This is a genomic window from Leucobacter sp. HNU, from assembly GCF_047946755.1.
GTDB lineage: Bacteria > Actinomycetota > Actinomycetes > Actinomycetales > Microbacteriaceae > Leucobacter.
In genome coordinates, this window is sequence record NZ_CP178837.1 from 823,805 (window position 1) to 849,710 (window position 25,906).

Consider the following 25,906-nt stretch of genomic DNA (forward strand, 5'->3'; position numbering starts at 1 on the left):
GAGTTGACCCATGAGCATTCCCTTCCCCGCGGACAGCGAGCAGCTCCGACTGCTGTCCGAAGTGGTGCGCGAACTGGAGGAGGTCGAGGGCCGGCTGCGTGCGCTCGACGCGCGCAAGGCCGAGCTGCTCGCGGAGGCGGGTCGCCTCGCCCGGGCCGAGCAGGAACGGCTGCCCGGCATCGGGGGTGTGGCCGAGATGGCGCACCGCACCGTCGCGGCGGAGGTCGGCTTCGCGCTGGGGATCGCCGACCGGACCGCGGAACGTCTGATCGAGCACGCGGCCACTCTCTGCTCGCAATACCCGGCAACGCACGAGGCGCTCGCCGACGGCCGGATCGCCCCGGCGCACACCTCGGCGATCGTGGAGGCGGGGCGCGCGATCGACGCGGAGACTCTCGCAGTCAGTCCGGGGGCCAGAGGCAAGTACGCCGCCGCGGTGCTCGCGTATGCGGAGCAGCAGACGCCGAACCGCACACGCCGCCAGGCGAAGGTGCTGGCGGCCCGGTACGCCGAGCGGAGCTTCGAACAGCGGTGCGCGCGTGCCCGGGTCGAACGCCGGGTCTGGGTATCCGAGCTCGACGACGGTCTCGCCGAATTGCACGCGGTCCTCAGCGCGCCGGTTGCGCACGCACTGTTCGACCGGCTCACCCGCCAGGCGCGCCACGTGCAGGCGGAGGAAGGGGCCGAGGAGCGTCGGCTCCTCGGGCAGATCCGGGCGGACCTGCTGGGCGATCTGCTGCTGAACGGTGCGCCCGCGAACGAACGCGGCGCGATCGAGCTCGGCGCGGTGAAGGCCCGCGTGCAGGTGACCATCCCGGTGCTTTCGCTGCTGCCGTCGCTCGGGCATCCCGCCGACCCGCTTCCGGGAGACGATGCCGCTGGGCGCGCGGCACCCGCGAGCTCCAATGAACCGGTCGCTGCGGCGGGATTGGTCGGCGCAGCGGTGCTCGCCGGATACGGCCCGATCGACGGAGCCTCTGCGAGGATGCTCGCGGGTCTTGCGACAGGGCTCGACCGGATCGCCTGCCATCCGCAGACGGGGGCGGTCCTGGGGGTCGACCGCTATCGCCCGTCGGAAGAGATGAGGCGTTTCCTGAGCGCGCGGGATCAGCGATGCAGATTTCCGGGGTGCAACATCGTTCCGCATGGCGCGGACCAGGACCACACGATCGCCGCGGCGCGCGGCGGACCGACCACGGTGGCGAACCTCTCGGTGCTGTGCCGTCGGCACCACATGATGAAGCACCATGCCGGCATCGGAATGGTGCAGCGGCCGGGCGGTGAGATCGAGTGGACCTCGCGGCTTGGGCGTCGGCGCAGAGAACGGGCTCCCGGGCTGTTGGGAAGGGCCGAAGAGGCAACTCACGGCGCTGCGCCGGTGTCCGCCGAAGACGCTCCGGTGCCGGCTTCAGCGGAAGAGCATCGCCGTTCGATGGCGCGCCGCACGATGCAGCCGGGACCCCACTCGCGCTCGGATCCAGCAGAGAGGGTACACCGCTCGGATCCCGGGGAACCGCGCCGAGCGGCGTGACGGTGCAATCCGGTCGTTCGGCGCCGGGCACCGCCCGGCACCGCCGGGCGGTGCCGGGCGGTGCCGGGCGGCTGTCTACGTCTGCATGCCTCCCTGCCCGCCCGAGCCGTTCAGGCAGCAGTCAAACCGCTCGCCCGCGCCGTCTCGGGTGCCTGGTCCTCGTCAGCACGCGCAGGCGACGGAGCCCAGCGGCGCGGTGAGTGGGTCTTTGGCGCGCACGATGGGGCCGTGCTCGTCCTCGACGGGATATCCTTCGCGGGCCCAGTACTCGAAGCCGCCGATCATCTCTTTGACCTGGTATCCCAGTCGCGCGAATTCGAGTGCGGCCCGTGTCGCGCCGTTGCAGCCGGGCCCCCAGCAGTAGGTCACGATGGGCATGTCGATGGGGAGCTCGGCGGGTGCCCGGTCGGTGATCTCCGCGGTCGGCATGTGCATCGCGCCCGAGATGCGGCCCTGCGCCCACGCCGCGGTTCCGCGCGAGTCGATCAGCGCGAACCGTGTTCCGCGTTCCTGGTCGGCGTGAACGTCGGATGCGTCGGTCTCGAACGCGAGTTTCTGCGCGAAGTGGGGCACGAGGAGTTCGGTCGGTATCGGGGAAGTCGTCATGCCTGAAACGCTATTCGCGTCTATCGGGGAAATGAAGGGGTGTTTCGCGGCATCTGGTTCAGGGTGCCGATGATTTCGTGCCAGTATCTGCACATGACCGTGAATGTCCCGTTCGAGCCCGACCGGGTCGATTCGGCGATCCTGACGGCCTTGCAGCGCAACGGCCGTCAGAGCATCGCCGAGCTGGCCCGTCAGATCAGCATGAGTCACAGCGCCGCCGCGGAGCGCTTGCGGCGGCTGGAGGAGGCGGGTGTGATCAGCGGCTACGGTGCTCAGGTCGATCCGGAGCGACTGGGGTTCGCGATCCTGGCCTATCTGCGCCTGCGATACCCCAGCAGCACCTACGAGCCGCTGCACACCCTGCTCGCCGGGCTTCCGGAGGTTATCGAGGCGCACCACGTCACCGGAGACGACTGCTTCATCATGAAGGTCGTCGCGACGAACATGAAGCACCTCGAGCAGATCAGCGGGAAGGTCGGGACCCTCGGCAGCGTCACCACGAGTGTCGTGTACTCCTCGCCGCTGCCGCGCCGCCCCCTGCTTCCGCCGTCGTAGCTGCGGCACCGTCCTGATCCGATCGGGATCGAGTCGGCAGGAACGGCGGGCCTCCAGGCCGGCGGCCCCGCGGCCCGGCGGCCCGGCGGCCCGGCGGCCCGGCGGCCCGGAAGCCCGGCGGCCTGGAAGCCCGGAGGCCCGGAAGCCCCGAGCTCAGGCGTTCCGTGCCGCGGGCCGGTTGACGGGCGATTCGGGTGTGCCCGTTTCCAGCAGGGTCACGGCGTTCTGCGCCTGGATCCGCACGTATTCGATCTCGGTGCGGGCCGAGAAGTAGGCGATGTGCGGGGTCAGTACCACGTCGTCGCGGCCGAGCATGGGGTGGTCCGCGGCGGGCGGCTCCTGCTCGAGCACGTCGAGCGCGGCGGACGAGAGGTGTCCGGCGTCGAGCGAGGCGGCGAGGGCCGCGTGGTCGACGAGCGCGCCGCGGGATACGTTGACGAGCACCGATCCTGTGGGCATCGCCGCGAGGAACTCGGCGTCGACCATCCGCTCGGTCTCGGTGGTGAGGGGCAGGTGCAGCGAGAGCACGTCGGCTGATGCGCGCACCTCGTCGAGTTCGGCCCGGCGTACGCCGAGCCGTTCCAGCTCGGCGCGCACTTCGGGGGTGTCGGGCAGCATGGGGTCGTATCCGACGATCGTGCCGAACAGCGGGCCCGCGAGGCGCACGAGCTCCCGACCGATGCGGCCGAGCCCGATGATGCCGAGGGTCGTCTCGCTGAGCCGCGGGGGAGCCGCGGGCGCACGGTCGTTCCACCGCTCCGGGTTCGCCGAGCCGGTGTAGAAGTCCAGCTGGCGCACGGCCGACAGCAGGATCGTGAGCGCGTGGGTGGCCACTTCCTCGGTCGCGGCGCCGGGCACGTTGGTGACCCAGATGCCGCGTTCGGTCGCAGCGTCGATGTCGACGTAGTCGAAGCCCATCGACATGAGGGAGATCAGCCGGAGGTTCGGCAGCGCGTCGATGACCGCCCGCGAGATCGCGGCATAGCCGGGGAGCAGGACGGTCGCGTCCTGGGCGCCGGCGATGATCTGCTCGGGGTCGCGCGTGCCGAGCACGCGCACCTCGAAGCCGTGCTCCTCGAGGAGCCGGATGCCCGGCGTGGGGTCGGTGTCGTCGACGTCGGTGTAGACGGCGACCGGGCGAGCCCGGCGGAGTGCCTGGTCGGGTGCGTGGGTCACGGGTCACGCCTCCTGTCGGGCCGAGAACGCGGCCTGGTCGATGTGGATCAGCTGGAGGCCGCCGGCGGCCACGGCCGCGGAGACGGCCTCCGACAGCTCGGCGTCGGTCCCCGCGCGGCGGCCGACGCCGCCGAACGCGGTCGCGACGGCGGCCCAGTCGGGCTGCACGAGGTCGACGGCGACCGGGGCGATGCCCGCGTCGACCTCGTTCTGCTTGATCTCGGCGTAGCCCCCGTTGTCGACGACGATCACGGTGACGTCCTCGCCCTGCTCGACGACGGTGATGAACTCGTTCATCGAGAACATGAGCGCGCCGTCGCCGACGACGACGAAGGCGGGGCGGTGCGGTGCGGCGATGCGCGCGCCGAGCGCAGCCGGCAGTCCGTATCCGAGGGTCGCGTAGGTCGCCATGTAGGGCGTGGAGTTGGGTTCGGCGACGCGCAGGGTGTTGAGCAGGCCCCAGTACGCGATCTGCGAGGAGTCGGTGGCGACGATCGCGTTGTCGGGCAGGGCGGCCGCGATACTGCGGGCGAGCGCGGTGTTCTCGGCCGAGAGCTCGGCCGACTCTTCGCGCACCGCGTCGAGCGTTTCGGCGACCCGCGCCGCGGCTCCGGCGGCGTCTCGTGGCTCGCCCGGCCCGAGCGCCGCGGTGAGCACGGTGAGCGCGGCTGCGGCGTCGCCGACGAGGCCGATGTCGACGCGCTGGTTCTTCTGGATCTGGCTCTCTAGCAGGTCGATGCGGATCACGCTGCCGCGGGCGTCGAGCGTCGGTGCCCAGAGCTCGGCCTCGCCGAGCTTGGAGCCGACGACGAGCAGCACGTCGGCGTCCTGCGCGACGCGCCGGCCCGCCGCGAGGCGCAGGTTGGATCCGGCGGCGAGGGGTGCGACTCGTCGAGCACGCCCTTGGCGTTGAGCGTGGTCACGACAGGGGCGCCGAGGCGCTCGGCGAGAGCGCGCAGCTCGGCGGCGGCGGCGCGGGATCCGCCGCCGGCGAGGATCGCGGGGGAGGCGGCCCCGGCGAGCAGTTCGGCGGCGGCGGCCACGGCCGCCGCGTCGGGTGCGGCGGGCGCGGCGAAGTGGCGCGGGGCGAGCGCCGAGTCGGGCAGCTCGGTCTCCTGCTCGAGCACGTCGAGCGGGACCTCGATGTAGACGGGGCGGGGGCGCGTCGTCGCGAAGAGCTCGAAGGCGTCGTGGACGGCCTGCACGGCCTCCTCCGCGGTGCGCACGCGGCGACCCCACTCGACGATGGCGGAGGCGGCGCCGAGCTGGTCCTTGGTCTCGTGCAGCGTGCCGATGTCGGCGAACTCGGCGCCGAGCGCGGGGCCGGGGGAGAGCAGGACCATGGGGCGGGACTCGCAGTAGGCGGTCCCCGCCGCCGACAGCGCGTTGAGCAGGCCGGGGCCGCTCGTGGTGATCACGACGCCCGGCTTTCCGGTCTGCAGCGACCAGCCGTCGGCGCCGTAGCCGGCGCCCTGCTCGTGCCGGGTGGTGACGGGCCGGATCCCGAGCGCCCCGAGCGGACGGTAGAACTCGAGGTTGTGCGTGCCGGGAATGCCGAAGACGGTGTCGATGCCGTAGGCCCGGAGGGCCTCCATGACGACCCAGCCGGTCGTGCGCTTGCGGGTGGTTTCCATGCGTTTCCTCGCGTTCGTGGTGGTGCGTTCGGGGAAGGGAGCGGGTTCCGCGCGGGGCGCGGAACCCGCTCGCGGGTCAGCCGTCGGTGCGGATCGCGGTCGTGTCCGTGCGGGCGGTGAACGAACCGGTGACCGGGGCGGTATCGGAGTGCTGCGGGGCGAAGCGCACGCCGATCCAGGCGACGGCGGTCAGCAGGCCGAAGAAGGCGACGACCGACCAGAAGTTGCCGCCGGTGGCGATGAGCAGTGCCGAAGCGATGGCGGGGGACAGGCCGCCCCAGACCGCGGCGCCGATGCCGTACGAGAGGGACATCGAGGTGTACCGGGACTGCGGGCGGAACATCTGCGCCATGAGCGTCGACAGCGGGGCCCATGCGCCGCTCAGGGTGACGCGGATCAGGATCACGAAGATCCAGATGAGTGCGACGTTCTTCGACTGGATCGAGAGCACGAGCGGAATGATGACGATGAACGACGCGATCACGCCGAAGTACATGACGGCCTTGGGGCCGATCTTGTCGCCGAGGGCGGCGAGCGGCAGCGTGACGAGCATCTCGACGAGCGACGCGATGGTGAGGGCGCCCAGGATGATGGTCGGGTCGAGACCGATCTCGGGGGTGTCGGCGTAGTTCTGCACGAAGGTGGTGGCGATCACGTAGCCGCCGGACGACATGGCGATGATGCAGAAGCCGAGCAGGATCGGGGCCCAGTTGTTCTTGAGCGCGAAGAGGATCGGCGTCGACTGCTCCTGGCCCTCGACCTTGGCCTCGAAGACCGGGGTCTCCTCGACCTTGAAGCGGACCCAGAAGCCGACGGCGATGAGCACGATGCTGAAGAGGAACGGCAGACGCCAGCCCCAGCTCAGGAGCGCATCCTGACCGAGCGACGACAGGGCCCAGAAGGCGCCGGTCGCCATGAGGGCGCCGAGGGGGTTGCCGACCTGGGTGAAGCCGCCGTAAAAGTTCTTCCACTTGCTGGGCGCGCTCTCGACGGCCATGAGGCTCGCGCCGCCCCACTCTCCGCCGACCGCGAGGCCCTGAGCCATGCGGCACAGGATGAGGAGGATCGGGCCCCAGATGCCGATCTGGGCGTAGCCGGGGAGCACGCCGACGAGGGTGGTCGCGACGCCCATCAGGATGAGGGTGATGGTGAGGGCGGGCTTGCGGCCCAGCTTGTCGCCGATGTGTCCGAAGACGATGCCGCCGATGGGGCGCATGAAGAAGGCGACCGCGTAGGTGCCGAACGAGGCGAGCGTGGCGAGCCCGGGATCGAGGTCCTCGGGGAAGAAGACGTGGGGGAAGATGATGGCCGCCGCGGTGGCGTAGACGTAGAAGTCGTACCACTCGATCGAGGTGCCGACGAGGGCGGCGAAACCGCCCCGCAGCGCGCGGCGGTGCGTGTTCTCGGGGACGGCGGGGGCTGATGCTGACACGTGCGAGCTCCTTTGCTGGGCAGCGAATTCGGTACGAGCGTAATCGCGATTCGCGGTGCTGCGAGACGGAATTACACCCTCAGGTACTCGATATTGCGAATCTGTCGATCAGTTCCGCCACTTCGGTGGTATGACGTGCGTGAATTGATATCTCCACGGAGGTTCTGTCGTTCTCATTGGCCGTCGATCTGCGAGAATACGACCCATGAACGCGTTCGACGAGGACCTCATCCGCGCCCTGCAGTTCGACGGGCGCGCCCCGTTCTCCACCCTGGCCAGGCAGCTCGGTGTGCATCGCACGGTCGTCGCGCAGCGGGTGCACGAGCTCCTGGAAGCCGACGAGATCCGCATCATCGCGGCGGTGCCGCCGCGGGCGCTCGGCCTGCCGCTGCAGGTGCACCTGATGCTCCGGATCGCGGGACCCACCCAGCCCGTGTTCGAACAGCTGCTCGAACACGGGAGCGTGGTGTTCCTCACGGAGACGATCGGTCAATACCAGGCGGTGGTCGAGATCTGGGCCCCGGACCACGAGGAGGTCGGACGCACGGTCCGAGCGATCCGTTCCATCGGCGGGATCGTGGAGGTGCAGTTCGGGCTCTACGACCGCGTACTGCGGCGCCTGCGCCTCGGCGAGGATCCGGACCTCGGCGAGATCGTGTTCGACGACTTCGACATCGCGCTGCTGGCCCGGCTGCAGGTCGACGGACGGTCGACGTTCGGCGAGCTGGCCCGGCACACGGGGCGATCGGCCTCGGCCTGCCGGGCCCGCGTGCTGCGACTGCTGGACGCGCAGATGGTGCGCATCGGTGCGGTCCGCGGGAGACGCGTCGAGACGGGGGCGGTGCTCGCGGGAATCGGCATCGTGCTCGTCGGGGACCCGGGCGCGCAGGAGGCCGTGGAGGAGATGCTGCTCGACATCCCCACGATCGAGTTCGCGGCGCGCACGACCGGGCGCTACGAGATGGTCGCCACGATCGCCGCACGCACCATCGCCCAGTGCACCGAGATCATCCGCACGGTTCGTGCCCACCCGGGAGTCGTGCTCGCCGACTCCTGGGTGCACGCCGCGCTGTGGTGCGAGCGCTACGAGTGGGGGATCGAGCGCCTGGCCCGCCTGCGCAGCGCCTGAGCGCGGGAGGCGGCGGCCCGTCCGCCGCCGGTAGACTCGTGCCATGGCAGAGCGCTCCTGGTCCTTCTCGAACGTCTTCCAGAGCATGTTCCGCGGTGCCGAGCAGATCACCGAGGACACCTGGGACGATCTCGAGACCGCACTCATCTCGGCCGATTTCGGCCCCGAGGTCACCGACGCGATCCTCGGCGAGCTGCGCGCGCAGGTCGATCGGCACCGGGTCACCGAGGTCAAGGAACTGCGACGCATGCTGCGCGAGTCGATCGAGGAGCGGCTCGCGGCCTTCGATCCGACGCTGCGCCTCTCGGACCGCCCGGCAGTGATCCTCGTGGTCGGCGTCAACGGCGTCGGCAAGACGACGACGATCGGCAAGTTCGCCCGGTACCTCAAGACCTTCGACAAGAAGATCGTCGTCGGTGCGGCCGACACGTTCCGCGCCGCCGCGGTGGAGCAGCTGGCCACCTGGGCGGATCGGGCCGGCGTCGACATCGTTCGTCCCCAGCAGCAGGGGCAGGATCCGGCCTCGGTCGCCTTCCAGACGGTGGAGCGCGCCAAGAACGACGACTTCGACATCGCGATCATCGACACCGCGGGGCGCCTGCAGACCAAGGGCGGTCTGATGGACGAGCTCTCGAAGGTGCGGCGCGTGGTCGAGAAGCAGTCGCCCATCGCCGAGGTGCTGCTGGTGCTCGACGCGACGACCGGGCAGAACGGACTCGCGCAGGCGGAGGCGTTCATCGAGCACGCCGGGGTCACCGGCCTCGTGCTCACCAAGCTCGACGGCTCTGCGAAGGGCGGTTTCGTGCTGTCGGTGCAGCAGAAGACCGGGCTGCCCATCAAGCTCGTCGGGCAGGGCGAGGGGATCGGCGACCTGACCGGCTTCACTCCGCACGTCTTCGCCCAGCAGCTCATCGGCTGACCCGGATCGGGCGACGGCATGGGCGACGAGGAGCGCGAGCGGCTGGCCGATGATCTGGCCGAGGCCCAGGCGGGGGCCGAGCGCGGGGACCTGGATCGCACCAAGCGGGCGATCGACGAGCTCCGCGTCCTGCTGCCCCGCGTCGTCGCGGTGTTCGGCGCCGCGAGCGAGGCGCACCGCTCGGCGATCTCGTCGCTCGCGACGGGGCTCAACCGCATCGACGAGACCGAGCGTTCCCGCGAACTGTTCGAGGCGCTCGGCGAACTGGTCAACGATGCGATCCGGGAGGTCGGCGGCGACCCCGAGACCCTCGACGAGGCCGCGTTCGAGGAGTACCTGAGCGCGCACGGACTCGCCGCGGTGGTGGGCGCGAGCGCGGAGACCGCGAGTCGGGACCTCGATGCGCTCGAAACCCTCGCCGGCCAGGCCGAGCGGAGGCTCGGTCCCGCGCACCCCCTCACCCTGTGGATGCTCTCGCTGCGCGCCCAGCAGCGCGCCCGCTTCGACGGGGTCGACGGCCTCGACGCGTTCGACATGCTGATCGCACGGGCGCTCACCCACGGGGACGGATCGCTCCTGCACCTGCGCGCCATCGCCGACAAAGCCACCGCCCTATCGCGGCTCGACTTCGACGGGGAGTCGGCGCAGCTCTGGCGGCGCGTGCTCGAGGGCCGCCGCATCGAGCTCGGACTCGAAGACCCCGACACGCTCGACGCCTGGTTCTGGCTGGCTCGGACCCTGGCGTGGTCCGAGAACGCCGTCGAGGCCGCGGACGAGCTCGACCGTCTGATCCCCGCGATGGAGCGCGCGTTGGGTCGCGACGCCGACGACACGCTCGAGGCGATGCGGTTCCGTGTCCGTGTGCTGCGAAGGCTCGCCGACGAGAGCGAGGACCCGCGGAGCGGTCCGGAACACCTGCTGGAGCTCCTGCGCGAGATCCTCGGCCGTGAGACCGTGCTCGCCGGCCCGGATGCGGAGACCCCGCTGCGCACCCGATTCGAGATCATCGAGCTGCTGCGCGAGAACGATCAGACCGAGGACGCGCTGACGGCGGCCACCGCGGTGCGCGAGGACGCCGTCCGTGCGCTCGGGCGCACCGCCGTGCTCGCCGTCGAGGCAGGTCTGCGCGAGCAGCGGCTGCTGCAGGAGTACCTCAACGGAAACGGAAGCGAAAACGGAGACGTGCCCGGAGCCGGACCCGTCGAGGGGGTCGGCACGGGCGATGCACGGGAGCGCGCTGCGCTGCTGGCCGAGGACCTCTGCGACGCCGCGGAGGAGGCCTGCCGGGAGGCGCTGCAGCGCCCCGCGAGGCGCGAAGAGCTGCGTATCCGCGGGCGGGCGCTCGCGGAGGCCTGGATCCTCCGCGCCGACTGGCGCTCGGGGGAGTCGCAGGAGGTCGCCGATCTCTTCGCGGCGGGTGCTGCGCGCATCGACGAGCTCGGCGTCCCGTTCCGTGTGGACGCGATCCGGCTCTACGACCGGCTGGCCGGCCTGCTCATCTCGCTCGAGCGGCCCGCGGACGCACTGCCGCCGGCCGAACGTTCGCTGCGGCTCGAGCAGGACGAGTACGCGCGGCTCGCAGCGGGGGATCCGGACCCCGCGGGAGAGGCCGAGCTCCGGAGCAGCGCCACGCGGATCGCCCAGTCCCTCGAGAACGTCGGCATCGCACTGCGTCGTATGGGGCGCGCGGTCGACGCGGAGCCGCGTCTGCGCGCCGGGATCGCCGAGGCGGTCGCGACCGGAGCATCGCCCGGGGCGCTGGACGACCTGCGCACCCTGCACGCGCTGACGCTGCAGGAGCTCGACCGCTTCGACGAGGCCGCGGTCGAACTGCGGGAGATCGCCGAGCGCAGCGACGACCCGCGTCGCGCGATCGATCTCGCCGTCGTCTACCTGAACGCCGACCGGCCGCACGAGGTCGAGACGCTGCTGAACCCGGTGCGCGACCGCCTGGAGCGGGACGGCCGGCTCGAGACGCCCACCGGTCTCAGCGTGCTGGGCAACCTCGCGCTCGCGGTCTGCCAGCTCGACCGCCACGCCGAGGCGATCGCGCAGTGGGATCGCCTGTACGAGCTGCAGGTCCGCGTGCTCGGCGCGCTCAACCGGGACACGCTCAAGACGCTGAACAATCGCGCCCTCGAAGAGCTCCACCTCGGCCGGTACGCCGAATCGGCGCGGCGCTTCGAACGCGTCGTCCAGCAGCGCACCGAGGCGCTCGGCCGGCGTTCGCCTGAGACGATCGGCGCGCTCGCGAACCTCGCGCGCGCGGTCCGCCTCTCGGGCGACCTCGCCCGAGCGAAGCAGCTGTCGGAACAGGTCGTCGCCGAATCCCGCGAGGTGCTGGGCGCGACGCATCCCGAAACGCTCGGCCGCATCAGGGAACTGGATCGCGTGCTCGAGGAGATCGGGCGTTCGGCCGGCGGCTCGGCCGGCGGCCCGGCCGGCGGCCCGGTGGGAGCGGAGGCGCTGGCCGCGGAGCGGCGCGAACTGGCCGAGGGGGTGACCGCGGCGCTCGCCGCGGACGCCGCGAGCGCCGATCCGGCGGATCCGCATGCGGCCGGAGTGCGGGCGCTCCGCTATGCGGACCACCTGCGGAACCTGGACCGTCTGGCCGACGCGCTCGTCGAGTACACCCGGGCCCGCGACGGACTCGCGGGGGATCCCGGACTCGACTGGCTGGCGGCCGAGCGCGGCATTGCGGACTGCCACCGTCTGATGCACGCCTATCGCGAAGCGGCGGACAGCTATGCGCGACTCGTGCCGCAGATCGAACGTCTGCTCCCGCAGGATCCCTGGGCGCTCGCGGACGCGCTCGACCAGCAGAGCTTCGCGCTCGCGCAGCTGAACCGCACGGATGAGCTGGTGCCGCCGCAGGAGCGCGCGATCGCCATCGCCGAGCGGCAGGCCGATCGGCCGGAGCAGGAGATCAAGTACCGCACCTGGTTGGGGCGCAGACTCGCGGGTCGCGGACAGCACGGACTCGCGCTCGCGGTGTACCGCGAGGCCGCCGAACGCTCAGAGGCGCTGCTCGGCGAGCGGCACCGGCTGACGCTCGACCTCTTCGACGACGTCGCCGAGGCGCTGATCGCGACCGGTCGGGATCGGGAGGCGCTGCGAGTCTACCGACGCAATCTGCCGCGGATGGTCAAGGAGCTCGGGGCGAATGCGAAGCCGGTGAAGCGGGCCATCGCGAGCCGGGATGCCGCGGCGAAGCGCGCGAGTCGTCCGATCGGCATCGCCGTCGGAGTGATCGCGGCCGCCACGATCATCATCGTGGCGGTCCTCAACCTTCCTCATTGATCCGAGGGGTTGGATCGACGCGGTAGAGCCGCTCCGCGACCGCGCGAATTTCCGGTACTCTGTCGCGTAATGCGTGGTCCGGCGTCGGTGCCGCTGCGCCCGGAACCCGGAAGGACCCCCGTGCTCGCACAAGAAGAAGATCTCCCCATCCTCATCTTCCTGGCCGTCGGTGTGCTCGTGCTCGTGCTCATCGTCGTGCTCGGCGTGCGCAGCAGCCGGCGCAAGAACCGGTCGACCGCGCCGTCATACGAACTCGCCGCGCGGTGGGACGCGGGCCAGCCCGTGCTGGCGACCTCGTCGCTGAACGCCTACGACGGCAAGCGCCAGTGGGAGGTCTTCCAGCAGCGATTCGTCCCGGGGACGGAGGTGCCCGATCTCCCGCTCGGCGATCCCGGCGAGAAGGGGACGCCGGTCGAGCGCGGTGCGCTCCGGGTGTCCCGGGTCGCCCGGGAGGTTCGAGAGGGGTACCCGAACGCGCGCGTCGGATTCGTCGCCTACTTCGCACCCTACGAGCGGTCCGAGTTCCCGATGGCACTGCCGTCGAGCGGCCGCGGCTTCGAGCGGGTCGAGCTCGACTCCGACGGCGTGCGTGCGGTCGCGGCCGACGGCTCGCTCGCCTGGGAAGCCGCTTGGGGTGACTGCAAGGTCGCGGGGCGCGAGGGCACGATCCGTGTGCACAACGGCCGGTCGCAGCTCGAGTTCGAGCGGGATCGGACCCCCGATCACCACACCCTGGAGGCCGTCCTCGTGAAGTACGGCACCTACTGGCCGATGGGGGCGGTGTAGGTTTCCGGTCTCGATCTCCGGTTGGCCGCAGAATCTGCGGAGAATCATCGATCTGATCGCGATTTGCGAAACCGTGAGGCGGTATTCGCCGAAGAGGAGTAGACCAGAGGTATGGCCTGACGGTCGGCTCGATCAGCGGCCGCCGGACCGGATCGCCGCCACCCGCGCGGCGACGTTCGAGAAAGGCGCACCATGCAGAACCTCACCGTGCTCGGAACCGGCGTGCTCGGCTCCCAGATCATCTTCCAATCGGCATACGCCGGCAAGGACGTCGTGGCCTACGACCTCAGCGACGAGATCCTGGCGAAGCTGCCGGAGCGGTGGGACTACCTGAGGGCCGCCTACCTCCGCGACCGGCCCGATGCGACGGACGAGAAGCTCGACGCCGCCGTTTCGCGGATCCGAGCCACGTCCGATCTGGCGGACGCGCTGAGCGGCGCCGACATCGTGATCGAAGCGGTGCCCGAGTCGCTCGAGATCAAGCAGCAGACCTGGGAGAAGGTCAGCGCGCTCGCGCCCGAGAAGACGATCTTCGCCACGAACTCCTCGACCCTGCTGCCGAGCGCCATCGCGCCGTTCGTCGACCGACCCGCGAAGTTCTTGGCGCTCCACTTCGCCAACGAAGTGTGGAAGTTCAATACCGGCGAGGTCATGGGGCACCCGGGCACCGATCCCGAGGTCTTCGAGCAGGTGGCGCGGTTCGCCGAGGAGATCGGCATGGTGCCGATCCGGATCATGAAGGAGCAGCCCGGCTACGTGCTCAACTCGCTGCTCGTCCCGTTCCTCGACGCCGGCGCGGCGCTCTTCGTGAAGGGCGTCGCGACGCCCGCCGACATCGACAAGACCTGGAAGATCGCGACCGGCGCACCGTCCGGCCCCTTCGAGATCTTCGACGTCGTCGGAATGATGACCCCGTACTACCTCGGCAAGGACAGCGCGGATCCCGTGAAGCGCGAGTTCGCCGAGATCCTCAAGCGCGATTACATCGACCGGGGCCGCCTCGGCAAGGGCTCGGGCCACGGCTTCTACGACTACGAGTAGTCGCCCGAGGGGCTCGGATCCGCGCTCGGATCCGAGCCCACCTCGCCGATGGGCCGGAGGAACGCGACCGCGATGAGCGGCAGCGTGGCGGCGACGCCGAGCCCGAACGCGAGCGGGGCCGCGGCACCTCCCGAGTGCGGCACCAGTGCCGCGGCGACGAGCGCGGCGGCGTTCGCGATCCCGAGCGCGACCCAGTGCCGTCGCCCCCAGCGCGCCCCCGCCCGCGGGAAGCAGAGCTCCCAGGGTGCGGGGATCGCGAGCAGGAGCAGCGGCGCCGCGAACGCGATCTGCGCCGCGCGCGCATCCGGGGCGGCGAGCAGCACCACGAGCGCGCCGAGGCACCAGCCGAGCACCGCAGTGGCAAACCGCGTGCCGATCGGTGCGCGCGCCGGGTCGGCACCCGGGACCGGTTCGCGGGCGCCTCGCCGGGCGCCCGCCGCCAGCGCGCCGAGCACGACGAGGTCGACGAGCAGGAGCACGAGCCCGTCGGGCAGCCAGCCGTCCGCGGCCACCAGCGCCATCAGCTCGATGAGGGCGACGACGACGATCGCGGCCACGAGCCGTCCCGGCCAGCGTGGGAGCCGCACTGCGCCGCGCGCATCCGCTCTCGGCTCGTCGGCGACCATGCCCTCACCATACGCCTCCCGCAGCCGGGTAGGATGGGCCTGCTATGGCTACTTTCGGAAATCTCTCGACGCGCCTCACCGACACCTTCAAGAACCTCCGGTCGAAGGGCAAGCTCTCGGCGGCCGACGTCGACGGCACGGTGCGCGAGATCCGTCGTGCCCTGCTCGAGGCCGACGTCGCGCTCGACGTGGTGAAGGACTTCACCGGAAAGGTCCGCGAGCGCGCCCTCGGCGACGAGGTGAACAAGGCGCTGAACCCGGCTCAGCAAGTGGTGCAGATCGTCAACGAGGAGCTGATCGGCATCCTCGGAGGCGAGCAGCGCCGCCTGGAGTTCGCGAAGAACCCGCCCACCGTCATCATGCTCGCCGGCCTCCAGGGCGCGGGCAAGACCACGCTCGCGGGCAAGCTGGCCAAGTGGCTCAAGGGTCAGGGCCACACGCCGATGCTCGTGGCCTGCGACCTCCAGCGTCCCAACGCCGTCACCCAGCTCGGCGTCGTGGCCGAGCAGGCCGGCGTCGACATCTACGCGCCCGAGCCGGGCAACGGCGTCGGCGATCCGGTGAAGGTGGCCAAGAACGGCGTGGCCGAGGCGAAGCGCACCCACCACGACTTCGTGATCGTCGATACGGCCGGTCGCCTCGGCGTGGACGCCGAGCTCATGAAGCAGGCTGCCGACATCCGCAAGGCCGTCGACCCCGACGAGGTGCTCTTCGTCATCGATGCCATGATCGGCCAGGATGCGGTCGCGACCGCGAAGGCCTTCCAGGAGGGCGTCGACTTCACAGGCGTCGTGCTCACCAAGCTCGATGGTGACGCGCGCGGCGGTGCCGCGCTCTCGATCCGCGGGGTCACGGGCAAGCCGATCCTCTTCGCCTCCACGGGCGAGGGCCTCGACGAGTTCGAGCCCTTCCACCCCGACCGCATGGCGAGCCGGATCCTCGATCTCGGCGACATCCTCACCCTCATCGAGCAGGCGCAGAACGCCTTCGACGAGGAGGAGGCCCGCAAGGTCGCCGAGAAGATCGCGAGCGACTCGTTCACGCTCGACGACTTCCTCAAGCAGATGCAGCAGCTGCGCGGCGCGGGGTCCATCAAGAAGATGATGGGCATGCTGCCCGGCATGGGCAAGATGAAGGACCAGCTCGACAACTTCGACGAGCGCGAGATCGTCCGCACTGAGGCCATCATCCAGTCGATGACGAAGGCCGAGCGGCAGAACCCGAAGATCCTCAACGGCTCGCGTCGCCTGCGCATCGCGAAGGGCTCGGGCATGACCGTGACCGACGTGAACCAGCTCGTGCAGCGCTTCGAGCAGGCCGCCAAGATGATGCGAACGGTCGCCAAGGGCGGCGTGCCGCAGATCCCCGGTATGGGCCCGATGCCCGGCATGGGCGGCCACGGCAAGAAGAAGCAGCCGCAGGGCAAGGGCAAGGGCGCGAAGCGCTCGGGCAACCCCGCCAAGCGCGCGCAGGAGGCCTCCGGTCTCGCTGCGCGCACCGAAGCGACCGGCGGCGGATCGGGTTTCGGCCTCGGCTCCGGCGCGGGCGCGGCGATGCCGACCGAGGCCGACATGGAGCAGCTGCAGCAGATGCTCGGGCGCGGGCGCCACTGATCCGCGGGGCCACGAACCGGGACCCGCAGGGCCGCTGACCGCGACCGAGCTTCCGCCATGAGCGCACCCGTCGACGACCGCCTGACGCAGTTCCGCGCCGAATGGCCGCGGCGCGTGACCTGGCGCGAGGTCGGCGAAGCCGACGCCGGGGTGTTCGTACGCGCGCTCGGCGGTGCCGCGCTGCTGGTGCTGGCGGCGGTCACGGGGACGGCGGCGTTCTGGGCGCTCAGCGGCGGGTTGCCCCGGTCCTGGCGGGTTCCCGAGGCGTTCGCAGGAGCGCTCCCGTTCCTGGCCTTCCTGCTGATCCTGGTCACGATGGGGCTCGCGGTGACCGGACTCGTGCACCTCGTCCGCCCGTTCGAACTCCGACGACTGCTCGCGTTCCGGCGGTTCGCGCGCGAGCGGGACCTGAACTGCTCGCTCGAAGGCCTGGCTCCGGTCTCCCGGGGCGTGTTCTTCGCCGAGCCGAGGGAGACGCAACGCGCGACCGCCCGGCTCCGGAGCGGCCGGCGCGGCAAGCTGACCGGCGCGGGCGACACGCGACCGCGCCTGTTCGGCACGCGGTTCGCGCTCTGGCGCGCGAGCCCGGGGTGGGAGCCCGACCTGCAGATCGCGGTGGCCCGCTACCGCGGCGGCAAGAGCGACCCGAAGGGGCCGCGGAACGCCTTCCGGTTCCTGCAGCTCCGCCTCCCGCGCACCCTGCCGCACCTGCTGCTCGACTCCCGATCCAACGGCAGGATTCGCGGCGCGCTCGCCGGTGCCCAGCGGATCTCGCTCGAGGGGGACTTCGACCGCTGGTTCGTCGCGCACGCACCGGGAGGCTACGAACGGGACGCGCTCGAGATCCTCACCCCGGACGTGATGGCCGGGCTCATCGACTACGGCCGGCACTGGGACATCGAGGTCGTCGACGACCTGCTGATCGTGGTCTCGAACCGGTTTCGTCGCGGGTCCGACCGGGACGAGACGACGGCGATGCTGCACTTCTCGGAGACCGTCGCGGAGGCGCTCTCGCATCAGACCCGCACCTACTCGGATCCGCGCGCGGATTGGCCCCGGTCCGAGGTGGCCCCGGCCGGACGCCGTCTCCGGCGGGTCTCAGCGGTCTGGGCGACCGCGATCGGCGTCGCGGTGATCGCGGTCTGGCTCGGCTCCCCGCTCGTGGTGAACTGGCTGCTCGACCTGAACTGACGCCTGCTACCGACCGCTGGGGGCGAGTTCGGGCGCGGTGCTCCAGGCCGCTTCCGCGGCGCGCTCGAGACGCTGCTGCGTCAGGTGCACGTCAGAGGGGTGCGCGAAGAACTCGCGCAGGATCTGCTGGGCGCCGCTGTCGGGGTACGCGCCGAATCCGCTCGGCGCGAGGTCCGCGAGATCGAAGCGGCGCGCGTCGATCCCCGTCCCGCCCGGTCCGGGACGCACCAGTTCGTTCGCCGCCCGCGCCGCCTCGTTCGGGGCACCCGAAAGATCGGCGTCGCCGTTGGGCGAGATCCCGCCGCGGGCGATCCAGAGGTCAGCGGCTTCGACGCCGGCCAGGAAGCGCATGAGTGCGGCGCCGCCGGCCGAGGCCTTGAGCTGCACGGCCGCCGTGCCGCCGATGACGGCGGGTGCGGCATCGGTCCCGGGGGAGGGGAACGGCGTCGCGGCGGCGGACTCCGGCACCGCCGAGCCGCCCGCGAGGACGCGTTCCGCGAGCCTCGACGAGCCGAACACGGCATCGAGCGAGTCCCCGAACGACTCATCGCCGGGCTCCGGCTGGAGCGCGCCCGGGGTCCGGCGCAGTTCGGCGAGCTCCTCGAGCGCCCGCGCGACCGACGGGTCGGTCCAGGGGATCTCGTGCCGGCTCAGCCGCTCGTACTGCTCGGTGCCCGCGCCGCCGAGATACAGGTTCTCGAACCAGTCGCCGACGGGCCAGCCGGACTTCGCGCCCACCGAGATCGCGGGGCCGTCGGATGCGGGCCGGTCGCGGAGCCCGCGCAGGAACGCGGACCAGTTGCCGGTCGCGGGAGTCGCGTCCCCGGAATCGGGGCTCCAGAGCTGCGAGGAGGTGCTGCCCGCGAACCAGACCCCGTACTCGGTGCCGTCCACCGTGGCGAGCGCGCGCCACGGTGGCGCGGTGTGCCGGGCGACCAGATCACGGGTCTCGGCGTCGATCGGCACCAGCGCGCGATTCGCCACGAGCTCCTGGAGCAGCCCGGGCTGCCGGATCAGGGCGACGTCGGGCAGGTTCGACGCGTCGACCGCGTGGTACACCTTCGCCGTGATCCGCTCGCCCCCGTCGACCAGCTTCACCCGCGCGCCGGTGCGCTGCTCGAACCGGTCGATGACCGGAGCGAAAGCCGCGCGCTCCCGCTTCGTCCAGCCCGCGAGCACGGTGATGCGCTGGCCGTCCAGGCGCGGCAGCGGTTCGTCGTCGGCCATCGCACCCGCCTTCGGGGCCGAGCCCTCGGTGCCGATGGGCGCGCAGCCGCTCAGACCGAGGGTGCTCAGGCCCAGTGCGGTCGCGGCTGCGAGCGTCGCGATGCGCCGGAGCGTCGACCGCTGCGCGGCGCGACGGGAGCGGGTCATCCGCGCACGCTCCGCTCGAACACGTCCGCCTCGGAATCGACGACGGCGCGGAGCGCGTCGCGGGTGCCGCCGAGTCGCGAGTAGGTTTCGAGCTGACGGTCGGCACTCGTGCCGGTCTCGGCGATCCGGGCGACCTGTTCGAGCTCCTCGACGCAGCCGAGGTCCGCGGCGACCGGAGCGAGCCGATCGACCAGCACCGATACGCGGTCGCGCAGCCGGGCCTGTGAGCCCGCCTCGTCGTAGATGACCTCGGCATCCAGGCCGAAGCGCGCCGCGCGCCACTTGTTCTCCCGAGCGAACCAGGGCGGCAGCAGCAGCAGCGTCTCGCCGCGATCGAGTCGCCTGGCGCAGTCCTCGACGAGGCACTGGGTGAGTGCTGCGAGTGCTCCGAGGGTCTCGAGCGACGACGAGCCGTCGCAGAATCGGACCTCGATGGTGCCCCAGCGGGGCGCCGGGCGCACGTCCCAGCGGGCTTCCGTCGGCTCCGCGATGACGCCGGTCCGCGTGAGGTCCTCGATGACCCGCTCGAAGTCCTCCCAGCTCTCGACGTGCGCGGGCAGACCGGCCGATGGCAGTTGCTGGAACATGAGGGTGCGGTTGGATCGGTATCCGGTCGCTTCGCCCGCCCAGAAGGGGCTCGACGCCGAGAGCGCCTGGAACACCGGCTGATAGGTGAGGAGCGTGTGCAGGGTCGGGATCACGCGCTCCCGCCGGTCGATGCCGACGTGCACGTGCACGCCCCAGATGAGCATGTTGCGGCCCCACCACTGGGTGCGCTCGACGAAGCGTCCGTAGCGTTCGCCGGGGGTGATGAGCTGGTCCTCCCAGCGCGAGAAGGGATGGCTCCCGGTGCCGATCACGCGCACGCCGTGGGCCTTCGCCTGGTCGAGCAGGTCCGCGGCGAGCAGGCGGAGCCCGCCGATCGCCTCGCGCACGCGCCGGTGCGGGGCCGAGACGAGTTCGACGGTGTTCTGCAGCAGCTCGCTGGTCGCCTGCGGGGCCCCGGGGCTCTGGGGCCAGCGGCGTTCGAGCTCGGCGAGGATCGGCGGCGCGACGTTCGCGAGGGAGCGGCTCGTGGGATCGACGAGGGCGAGCTCCCACTCGATGCCGAGCGTCGAGCGGGGGATCGCGCGAAATCGATGGTCATCTGGGGCTCCTCCCGGCGACTAGCAAAAATCCTAGTGCGTGCAGCCGTGCCGCTCATTCCCCCGTGCGCGAGCGATCGTGATCTTTTCGAGATCATCTCGAATGCCATGCGAAAGATGACATGTACTATGTTACTAATCGCGAACGGGATTCGAGATTGAGGCCGTTCGACGCGCCGGCCGGTCGGTCGGTCGCACGAAGCTCGATGAATCAAAGGTGACTCTCAATGGCTCGAAAACTCATCATCTCGACCGCCGCGCTGGCCGCCGCCGCGCTCGCCCTGGCCGGCTGTTCCAGCGGTGGCGGCGGCGGAGCACCCGCCGCAGAAGGGCAAAAGGGCGGAACGCTCAAGGTACTGGCGAACGGGGACGTGGACCACCTCGATCCGCAGCTGACGGCCTACGTCCCGGTGAACGGCGTCATCCGCGCGGTCTCCCGCTCCATCCTCAGCTACAAGTCGTCGAACGACGAGAAGACCCGGATCGAACTGACCGGCGACCTCGCGACCGAGGTCCCCGAGGCGAGCGACGGCGGCAAGACCTACACGATCAAGCTCCGCGACGGGGCGACCTGGGACGCGCCGGGCGGTTCCCGCCCGATCGTCGCCGAGGACGTCGCACGCGGCATCAAGCGGATCTGCAACCCCAAGATCAGCGCGGCGCTTGGCGGCTACTTCACCGGGCTGATCGAAGGAATGGACACCTTCTGCGCCGGGTTCGCGAAGGTCGCGCCCGAGGTCGCACCGATGAAGGACTACATCGAGAAGCACCAGATCAGCGGCATCGAGACGCCCGACGACCAGACCGTGGTGTTCAAGCTCACCGAACCCGCATCCGACTTCACCTCCATGCTCAGCCTCCCGACCGCCAACCCGGCGCCGGTCGAGGTGCTCGACTACCTCCCGGACTCGCCCGAGTACCGGAACAACTTCATCTCCTCGGGGCCGTACAAGATCTCCGCCTACAAACCGGATGCGTCGATGGACCTCGTGCGCAATCCCTCCTGGAAGGCCGACAGCGACCCGCTCCGCAAGGCCTACGTCGACGAGATCACGATGACCATGGGCCTCGAGGACGACGCCGCCATGCAGCAGCTCCAGGCCGGGTCGGCCGACCTGCTCTTCGATATCCAACCCAGCCCGGCGAACATCCAGCAGCTGAAGACCGCCAACGACCAGAAGCTGACCACGATGGCCAACGGCGGCGTCGACCAGTTCATGTGGATCAACACGAAGACCGGCAACAACGGGGGAGCCCTGCAGAAGCCCGAGGTCCGCGAAGCGCTGCAGTACGCGATCGACAAGCCCGCGGTCGTGCAGGTGATGGGCGGACCCGACATCGCCACCGTGACCAACGGCATCTTCGGCCCCGGCATCAACGGCTACGAGAACTTCGCGCCCTACGGCGACAAGAGCGGCAAGGCCGATCCCGAGAAGGCGAAGGCTCTGCTCAAGCAGGCCGGTGTTACGAAGCTCACGCTCAAGATGCCCTACCGCAACCTCGGTGCGCAGCCGGACATCGCGCAGACGGTGCAGGCGAGCCTCGAGAAGGCCGGGATCACGGTCGAGCTCTTCCCGGTCCCGCCGACCGACTACTACGCGAACTTCATGACGAACCCCTCCAACGCGAAGGACGGCAAGTGGGACGTCGCCCTCGTCGGCTGGTCGCCCGACTGGGTCGGCGGCGCCGCTCGCAGCGTGTTCCAGCCCCAGTTCACCTTCAACGGGACTCCGCAGTCGTACAACTACGTCGACTACGACAACGACGAGGCGAACGCGCTCGCCGCGAAGGCACTCGCCGCGAGCACGCCAGAGGAGGCCGGAAAGATCTGGCACCAGGTCGACGAGACCGTCATGAAGGACTCGCCCATCGTGAGCATCGTCGCCCGCAAGAAGGCCAACTACCACTCCGATCGCGTGCAGAACTTCGAGATCTACGCGCTCGCCCAGAACGGCGACTGGACGAACGTCTGGCTGAAGAAGTAGCGATCCGGTGACGGGGGTCGGGGCGCAGGCGCCGACCCCCGGACTCCGAGTAAGGAGGAGCGACTGATGTCGATTCTGGAAGTGTCGGGCCTCGTGGTCGACATTCCGACCGAGGACGGCGACGTGCACGCGGTGCAGGACGTCTCGTTCGACGTGCGCGAAGGGGAGTTCTTCGGCATCGTCGGCGAATCCGGCTCGGGCAAGTCCGTGCTGGTGCAGTCGGTGATGGGCCTGATCCCGCAGGCGAAGACCTCGGGGACCGTCCGGTTCCAGGGCACCGACCTGCTCGCGCTCGACGCGGACGGGTTGCGCCGCAAGCGGGGAGGGAGATCAGCATGATCTTCCAGGATCCGCTGTCGAGCCTGCACCCGCAGTACACCGTCGGATGGCAGATCGTGGAGCAGATCCGCGCGCACGAGCGGGTGAGCAAGGAAGCCGCGAAGGCGCGGGCGATCGAACTGCTCGAGAAGGTCAGGATCCCGGACGCGGCCGCGCGCTTCGACGCGTATCCGCATCAGTTCTCGGGCGGGATGCGGCAGCGCGTCATGATCGCGATGAGCCTCTCCCTCGGTCCCGCGATGATCATCGCGGACGAGCCGACCACAGCGCTCGACTCCACCGTGCAGGCGCAGATCCTCGACCTCCTCGCCGAGATGCGCGCCGACCTCGGCGCGACGGTGCTCATGATCAGCCACGACCTCGGGGTGCTCGCCCGAGTCGCCGACCGGGTCATGGTCATGTACGGCGGCCGGCGCATGGAGATCGGCGAGAGCGGGAACGTCCTCGGCAGTCCTGCGCACCCGTACACTGCGGGGCTGCTCCGCTCGTCCTCCTTCAACAGCGCCCCGGGAACGCCGCTCGTGCCGATCCCCGGTCGCACCCCGAGCCTGCTCGCGCCGCCCGTCGGCTGCGTGTTCCAGAGCCGCTGCCCCGACGCGAGCGAGATCTGCGGCTCCCGGCCACCGGTCCGCCGCTACGACGACGGCACCGAGGCGCTCTGCTGGCTGGAGACCGCGCCCTCCGAACCGGAAGCGCCCGAGCCCGGACTCCCCGAGCTGCAGCCGCGCGAGGACGACACCATCGTCGAGGTCGACGACCTCTCGCTCGCGTTCCCGCAGCGCAGGGCCGCTCCGAAGACGGTGCTGGACGGGATCTCGCTGGCGGTCCGGCGCGGAGAGACGCTGGGGCTCGTCGGCGAGAGCGGCTGCGGCAAGACGACCCTCGCACGGGCCATCGCCGGCCTCATCCGTCAGACTTCGGGAACGGTGCGATTCGACGGCACCGATACCGCCCGCTTGAGCGCGGAGGAGTGGCGGGCGCAGCGCCGCAGGGTGCAAGTCGTGTTCCAGGATCCCTTCGGATCCCTGAACCCGAAGCGCCGGGTCGGTTCGATCATCGGAGACCCCTTCCGGATCCACCGAGTGGCCTCCGGCGCGGAGCGTCAGCGTCGGGTGCAGGAACTGATGGAACTGGTCGGCCTGAACCCCGAGCACTACAACCGCTTCCCGTCCCAGTTCTCGGGTGGGCAACGGCAGCGCATCGGCATCGCTCGGGCGATCGCGCTCCGACCGGAGCTGGTGATCCTCGACGAGCCGGTGTCGGCCCTCGACGTCTCGATCCAGGCCCAGGTGCTGAACCTGCTGGACGAACTGCAGCGCGAACTCGGGCTCACCTATCTCTTCATCTCGCACGACCTCGCCGTGGTCCGTCACGTCTGCGACCGGATCGCGGTCATGGAGGGCGGCCGGATCATCGAACTCGGCGACGCGGAGGAGATCTCCCGGAGCCCGGAGCAGCCGTTCACGCGCAAGCTGCTGTCCGCCGCGGCACCCGAGATCCCTCGGATCCGTTCCGAGCGAGAGCTGGTCGCGACCTTCGACGGCGCGCTCCGCGCCGCGGGGAGGGCGGCCTCGTGAGCGGCATCTTCTCGAAGGAGACCCGGGTGATCATCACGCCGGCCGCGGCGGCGCGGAACGCCGCCGCGATCCGTGCCAGGAGCTCCTGGCAGCTCACCGCTGCCCGACTCGTCCGCGATCCCGCGAGCGTGGCCTCGGCGATAGTCATCCTGCTGCTCATCGCATTCGCGCTCGCCGCACCGCTGATCGCGCAGTGGACCGGCCACGGGCCGACCGAGCAGTTCCGCGAGACCGGGCTGTCGGCAGCGGGCATCCCCGTCGGCCCCGGCGGGGAATTCCTGCTCGGCACCGACCAGCTGGGGCGCGACGTGCTCGTCCGCCTCGCCTACGGCGCCCGGGTGTCGCTGCTCGTCGGCGTCGTCGCATCGCTCATCGCCTCGGCGATCGGGATCCTCATCGGCATGACCGCCGGCTTCTTCGGCGGGGTCACCGACACGATCCTCAGCCGGCTCATCGATCTCGTCATGAGCGTGCCGTTCCTGCTCGTCGCGATCGCCACGGTGTCGGTGCTCGGGCCGAGTCTGCAGCTGTCGATCGCGGTGATCGTGTTCTTCAGCTGGACCGGACTCGCGCGGGTCATCCGGGGGCAGGTGCTCGCGGTGCGGGAACGGGAGTTCATCGAAGCGGCACGGTCGCTCGGCGAGTCGCGGCTGTCGATCATGTTCACCGGCGTGCTGCCGAACCTGGTCGTGCCCATCATCGTCTACACCACCCTCATGATCCCCGCCGCGATCGTGTTCGAGGCGACGCTCTCCTTCCTGGGACTCGGAATCGTTCCGCCCACGCCGAGCTGGGGCAACATGCTGGCAGACGCCGCGAACGGCTCGATGTACATGGTGGCCCCCTGGATGGTGCTCGTGCCGGGCCTGGCGCTGCTCGCTCTCACACTCGCGTTCAACCTGCTCGGGGACGGGCTGCGCGACGCGCTCGACCCGTCCTCGTCGAAGGGAGGAAGTCGTGATCCGCTTCCTCGCCTCCAGGATCGGCTTCGGCGTCCTGGTGCTGTTCCTGCTCAGCGTGTTCGTCTTCGTGCTGTTCTACGTCACGCCCTCGGACCCGGCCCGCATCATCGCAGGCGACAAGGCCACCGAAGCGCTCATGGCGCAGATCCGCACCAACCTCGGCCTCGACCGGCCCATGCCGGAGCAGTACCTCCGGTTCGTCGGGCAGCTGCTGCAGGGCGACCTCGGGTTCTCGTACCGGACTAACCTGCCGGTCGCCGACCTCGTGCTCGCGCGGATCCCCATCACCATGTCGCTCGTGTTCGGGGCCGTGGTGGTCTGGCTGGCCATCGGCGTCCCGATCGGCATCGCCTCGGCGAAGCGCCCGGGCAGCCTGCGCGACCGGGCCGGCCAGGGCTTCGCCATCGTGGGCATCAGCTTCCCGACCTTCGTGCTCGGCATGCTGGCGCTCTACACGCTGTACTTCCTGCCCACGAAGCTCGGCATCACGCTGTTCCCGCCGTCGGGGTACGTGCCCCTCGCCGAGAATCCGCTGCAGTGGGCCTGGCACCTGGTGCTGCCGTGGGTGACGCTCGCGCTCGTCACGAGCGCGGTCTACGCGCGACTCACCCGCGGACAGATGCTCGACGTGCTGGGCCAGGACTACGTGCGCACGGCCCGGGCCAAGGGGCTGACCGAGCGCCGGGTGACCTACGTCCACGCCTTCCGCAGCGCCATGCCGCCCCTCGTCACCCAGCTCGGAATCGACATCGGTATGCTGCTCGGCGGTGTGATCGTCATCGAGCAGGTGTTCGGTCTGCAGGGAGTCGGTGCGCTGGCGGTGTCCAGCGTGGCGATGCAGGATCGTCCCGTGGTCATCGCGATCGTGCTGCTCGGCGGTCTGTTCGTGGTGGTCTCCAACCTCGTGGTCGACACGCTCTACGCGCTGCTCGACTCTCGGGTGCGGACGGCGAATCAGTGATCCGGCGCGACGCCGGAGGAAGCA

General features: G+C 70.5%; 21 protein-coding genes and 1 pseudogene. 14 read left to right on the forward strand and 8 right to left on the reverse strand.

The window, feature by feature from the left end; translation table 11 throughout:
• Positions 1 to 10: 10 nt before the first annotated feature.
• On the forward strand, positions 11 to 1,531 hold the full coding sequence (locus tag AB3K78_RS04010) for a DUF222 domain-containing protein (RefSeq protein ID WP_416446379.1): 1,521 nt from the start codon (positions 11 to 13) through the stop codon (positions 1,529 to 1,531).
• Positions 1,532 to 1,693: 162 nt separating this feature from the next.
• On the opposite strand, the gene AB3K78_RS04015 is transcribed toward AB3K78_RS04010, so the two are convergent.
• Positions 1,694 to 2,137: a rhodanese-like domain-containing protein gene (locus AB3K78_RS04015; protein WP_416446380.1), complete on the reverse strand. Its 444-nt coding sequence runs from the start codon at positions 2,135 to 2,137 to the stop codon at positions 1,694 to 1,696.
• A 39-nt stretch (positions 2,138 to 2,176) separates the two neighbouring features.
• Here AB3K78_RS04015 and AB3K78_RS04020 point away from each other — a divergent pair, with 39 nt between their 5' ends.
• Positions 2,177 to 2,692, forward strand: a complete 516-nt coding sequence (locus AB3K78_RS04020) for an Lrp/AsnC family transcriptional regulator (RefSeq protein ID WP_416446381.1) — start codon at positions 2,177 to 2,179, stop codon at positions 2,690 to 2,692.
• Positions 2,693 to 2,845: 153 nt separating this feature from the next.
• Here the strand turns inward: AB3K78_RS04020 and AB3K78_RS04025 are convergent, their stop codons facing one another.
• From AB3K78_RS04025 to AB3K78_RS04040, 4 genes are all read right to left on the reverse strand, one after another.
• Entirely contained in the window at positions 2,846 to 3,868 is a 1,023-nt protein-coding gene (locus AB3K78_RS04025) for a C-terminal binding protein (RefSeq protein WP_416446382.1), read from the reverse strand.
• Positions 3,869 to 3,871: 3 nt separating this feature from the next.
• Entirely contained in the window at positions 3,872 to 4,687 is an 816-nt protein-coding gene (locus AB3K78_RS04030) for a thiamine pyrophosphate-dependent enzyme (protein ID WP_416446383.1), read from the reverse strand.
• Positions 4,612 to 5,502 (reverse strand): thiamine pyrophosphate-binding protein, encoded by an 891-nt coding sequence (locus AB3K78_RS04035; RefSeq protein ID WP_416446384.1) that lies wholly within the window; start codon positions 5,500 to 5,502, stop codon positions 4,612 to 4,614. Before AB3K78_RS04035 ends, AB3K78_RS04030 begins: the two co-directional genes overlap by 76 nt.
• A 76-nt stretch (positions 5,503 to 5,578) precedes the next feature.
• Complete coding sequence (locus tag AB3K78_RS04040) at positions 5,579 to 6,934, reverse strand: MFS transporter (RefSeq protein ID WP_416446385.1); 1,356 nt, start codon at positions 6,932 to 6,934, stop codon at positions 5,579 to 5,581.
• A gap of 205 nt (positions 6,935 to 7,139) precedes the next feature.
• Between AB3K78_RS04040 and AB3K78_RS04045 the strand changes: the two genes are divergently transcribed.
• From AB3K78_RS04045 to AB3K78_RS04065, 5 genes are all read left to right on the forward strand, one after another.
• Positions 7,140 to 8,063, forward strand: a complete 924-nt coding sequence (locus AB3K78_RS04045) for an Lrp/AsnC family transcriptional regulator (protein WP_416446386.1) — start codon at positions 7,140 to 7,142, stop codon at positions 8,061 to 8,063.
• 43 nt (positions 8,064 to 8,106) lie between these two features.
• On the forward strand, positions 8,107 to 8,982 hold the full coding sequence (gene ftsY, locus AB3K78_RS04050) for a signal recognition particle-docking protein FtsY (protein ID WP_416446388.1): 876 nt from the start codon (positions 8,107 to 8,109) through the stop codon (positions 8,980 to 8,982).
• Positions 8,983 to 9,000: 18 nt separating this feature from the next.
• The gene (locus AB3K78_RS04055) at positions 9,001 to 12,282 is read left to right on the forward strand and encodes a tetratricopeptide repeat protein (RefSeq protein WP_416446390.1); all 3,282 of its coding nucleotides are present in this window, start codon (positions 9,001 to 9,003) and stop codon (positions 12,280 to 12,282) included.
• Between the two features lie 120 nt (positions 12,283 to 12,402).
• Entirely contained in the window at positions 12,403 to 13,068 is a 666-nt protein-coding gene (locus AB3K78_RS04060) for a hypothetical protein (RefSeq protein WP_416446392.1), read from the forward strand.
• Between the two features lie 192 nt (positions 13,069 to 13,260).
• Positions 13,261 to 14,109 carry a 3-hydroxyacyl-CoA dehydrogenase gene (locus AB3K78_RS04065; RefSeq protein ID WP_416446394.1) on the forward strand — a complete coding sequence of 283 codons (849 nt, stop codon included), beginning with the start codon at positions 13,261 to 13,263 and terminating at the stop codon, positions 14,107 to 14,109.
• On the opposite strand, the gene AB3K78_RS04070 is transcribed toward AB3K78_RS04065, so the two are convergent.
• Positions 14,100 to 14,735 carry a hypothetical protein gene (locus AB3K78_RS04070; protein WP_416446396.1) on the reverse strand — a complete coding sequence of 212 codons (636 nt, stop codon included), beginning with the start codon at positions 14,733 to 14,735 and terminating at the stop codon, positions 14,100 to 14,102. The two genes, AB3K78_RS04065 and AB3K78_RS04070, sit on opposite strands and share 10 nt — an antisense overlap.
• Before the next feature lie 44 nt (positions 14,736 to 14,779).
• Between AB3K78_RS04070 and ffh the strand changes: the two genes are divergently transcribed.
• Together ffh and AB3K78_RS04080 are read left to right on the forward strand one after the other, a co-directional pair.
• Entirely contained in the window at positions 14,780 to 16,348 is a 1,569-nt protein-coding gene (ffh, locus tag AB3K78_RS04075; RefSeq protein WP_416446398.1) for a signal recognition particle protein, read from the forward strand.
• A 57-nt stretch (positions 16,349 to 16,405) separates the two neighbouring features.
• Positions 16,406 to 17,539: a hypothetical protein gene (locus AB3K78_RS04080; RefSeq protein WP_416446400.1), complete on the forward strand. Its 1,134-nt coding sequence runs from the start codon at positions 16,406 to 16,408 to the stop codon at positions 17,537 to 17,539.
• Positions 17,540 to 17,545: 6 nt separating this feature from the next.
• Here the strand turns inward: AB3K78_RS04080 and AB3K78_RS04085 are convergent, their stop codons facing one another.
• Entirely contained in the window at positions 17,546 to 18,913 is a 1,368-nt protein-coding gene (locus AB3K78_RS04085) for a hypothetical protein (RefSeq protein ID WP_416446402.1), read from the reverse strand.
• Complete coding sequence (locus tag AB3K78_RS04090; protein WP_416447300.1) at positions 18,910 to 20,040, reverse strand: glutamate--cysteine ligase; 1,131 nt, start codon at positions 20,038 to 20,040, stop codon at positions 18,910 to 18,912. The genes AB3K78_RS04085 and AB3K78_RS04090 overlap by 4 nt, the downstream gene beginning before the upstream one ends.
• A gap of 245 nt (positions 20,041 to 20,285) precedes the next feature.
• Between AB3K78_RS04090 and AB3K78_RS04095 the strand changes: the two genes are divergently transcribed.
• The 5 genes and pseudogenes from AB3K78_RS04095 (at position 20,286) to AB3K78_RS04115 (ending at position 25,882) form a co-directional block, all read left to right on the forward strand.
• Positions 20,286 to 22,043: an ABC transporter substrate-binding protein gene (locus tag AB3K78_RS04095; protein WP_416446404.1), complete on the forward strand. Its 1,758-nt coding sequence runs from the start codon at positions 20,286 to 20,288 to the stop codon at positions 22,041 to 22,043.
• Positions 22,044 to 22,109: 66 nt separating this feature from the next.
• Positions 22,110 to 22,382: an ATP-binding cassette domain-containing protein gene (locus AB3K78_RS04100; RefSeq protein WP_416446406.1), complete on the forward strand. Its 273-nt coding sequence runs from the start codon at positions 22,110 to 22,112 to the stop codon at positions 22,380 to 22,382.
• A complete protein-coding gene (locus AB3K78_RS04105; protein ID WP_416446408.1) occupies positions 22,379 to 23,959 on the forward strand; it encodes a dipeptide ABC transporter ATP-binding protein in 1,581 nt (526 codons plus the stop codon). The genes AB3K78_RS04100 and AB3K78_RS04105 overlap by 4 nt, the downstream gene beginning before the upstream one ends.
• Positions 23,960 to 23,985: 26 nt before the next feature.
• A pseudogene (locus AB3K78_RS04110) lies at positions 23,986 to 24,885 on the forward strand (ABC transporter permease); the annotation flags it as partial.
• 91 nt (positions 24,886 to 24,976) lie between these two features.
• The gene (locus AB3K78_RS04115) at positions 24,977 to 25,882 is read left to right on the forward strand and encodes an ABC transporter permease (protein ID WP_416446410.1); all 906 of its coding nucleotides are present in this window, start codon (positions 24,977 to 24,979) and stop codon (positions 25,880 to 25,882) included.
• Positions 25,883 to 25,906: the final 24 nt, after the last annotated feature.

Coding starts and splice junctions, on each gene's coding strand:
- AB3K78_RS04095 (WP_416446404.1), top strand. CDS start 20,286: ATGGCTCGAAAACTCATCATCTCGACCGCCGCGCTGGCCGCCGCCGCG.
- AB3K78_RS04070 (WP_416446396.1), bottom strand. CDS start 14,735: ATGGTCGCCGACGAGCCGAGAGCGGATGCGCGCGGCGCAGTGCGGCTC.
- AB3K78_RS04065 (WP_416446394.1), top strand. CDS start 13,261: ATGCAGAACCTCACCGTGCTCGGAACCGGCGTGCTCGGCTCCCAGATC.
- AB3K78_RS04105 (WP_416446408.1), top strand. CDS start 22,379: ATGATCTTCCAGGATCCGCTGTCGAGCCTGCACCCGCAGTACACCGTC.
- ftsY (WP_416446388.1), top strand. CDS start 8,107: ATGGCAGAGCGCTCCTGGTCCTTCTCGAACGTCTTCCAGAGCATGTTC.
- AB3K78_RS04080 (WP_416446400.1), top strand. CDS start 16,406: ATGAGCGCACCCGTCGACGACCGCCTGACGCAGTTCCGCGCCGAATGG.
- AB3K78_RS04045 (WP_416446386.1), top strand. CDS start 7,140: ATGAACGCGTTCGACGAGGACCTCATCCGCGCCCTGCAGTTCGACGGG.
- AB3K78_RS04100 (WP_416446406.1), top strand. CDS start 22,110: ATGTCGATTCTGGAAGTGTCGGGCCTCGTGGTCGACATTCCGACCGAG.
- AB3K78_RS04015 (WP_416446380.1), bottom strand. CDS start 2,137: ATGACGACTTCCCCGATACCGACCGAACTCCTCGTGCCCCACTTCGCG.
- AB3K78_RS04055 (WP_416446390.1), top strand. CDS start 9,001: ATGGGCGACGAGGAGCGCGAGCGGCTGGCCGATGATCTGGCCGAGGCC.
- AB3K78_RS04085 (WP_416446402.1), bottom strand. CDS start 18,913: ATGACCCGCTCCCGTCGCGCCGCGCAGCGGTCGACGCTCCGGCGCATC.
- AB3K78_RS04010 (WP_416446379.1), top strand. CDS start 11: ATGAGCATTCCCTTCCCCGCGGACAGCGAGCAGCTCCGACTGCTGTCC.
- ffh (WP_416446398.1), top strand. CDS start 14,780: ATGGCTACTTTCGGAAATCTCTCGACGCGCCTCACCGACACCTTCAAG.
- AB3K78_RS04035 (WP_416446384.1), bottom strand. CDS start 5,502: ATGGAAACCACCCGCAAGCGCACGACCGGCTGGGTCGTCATGGAGGCC.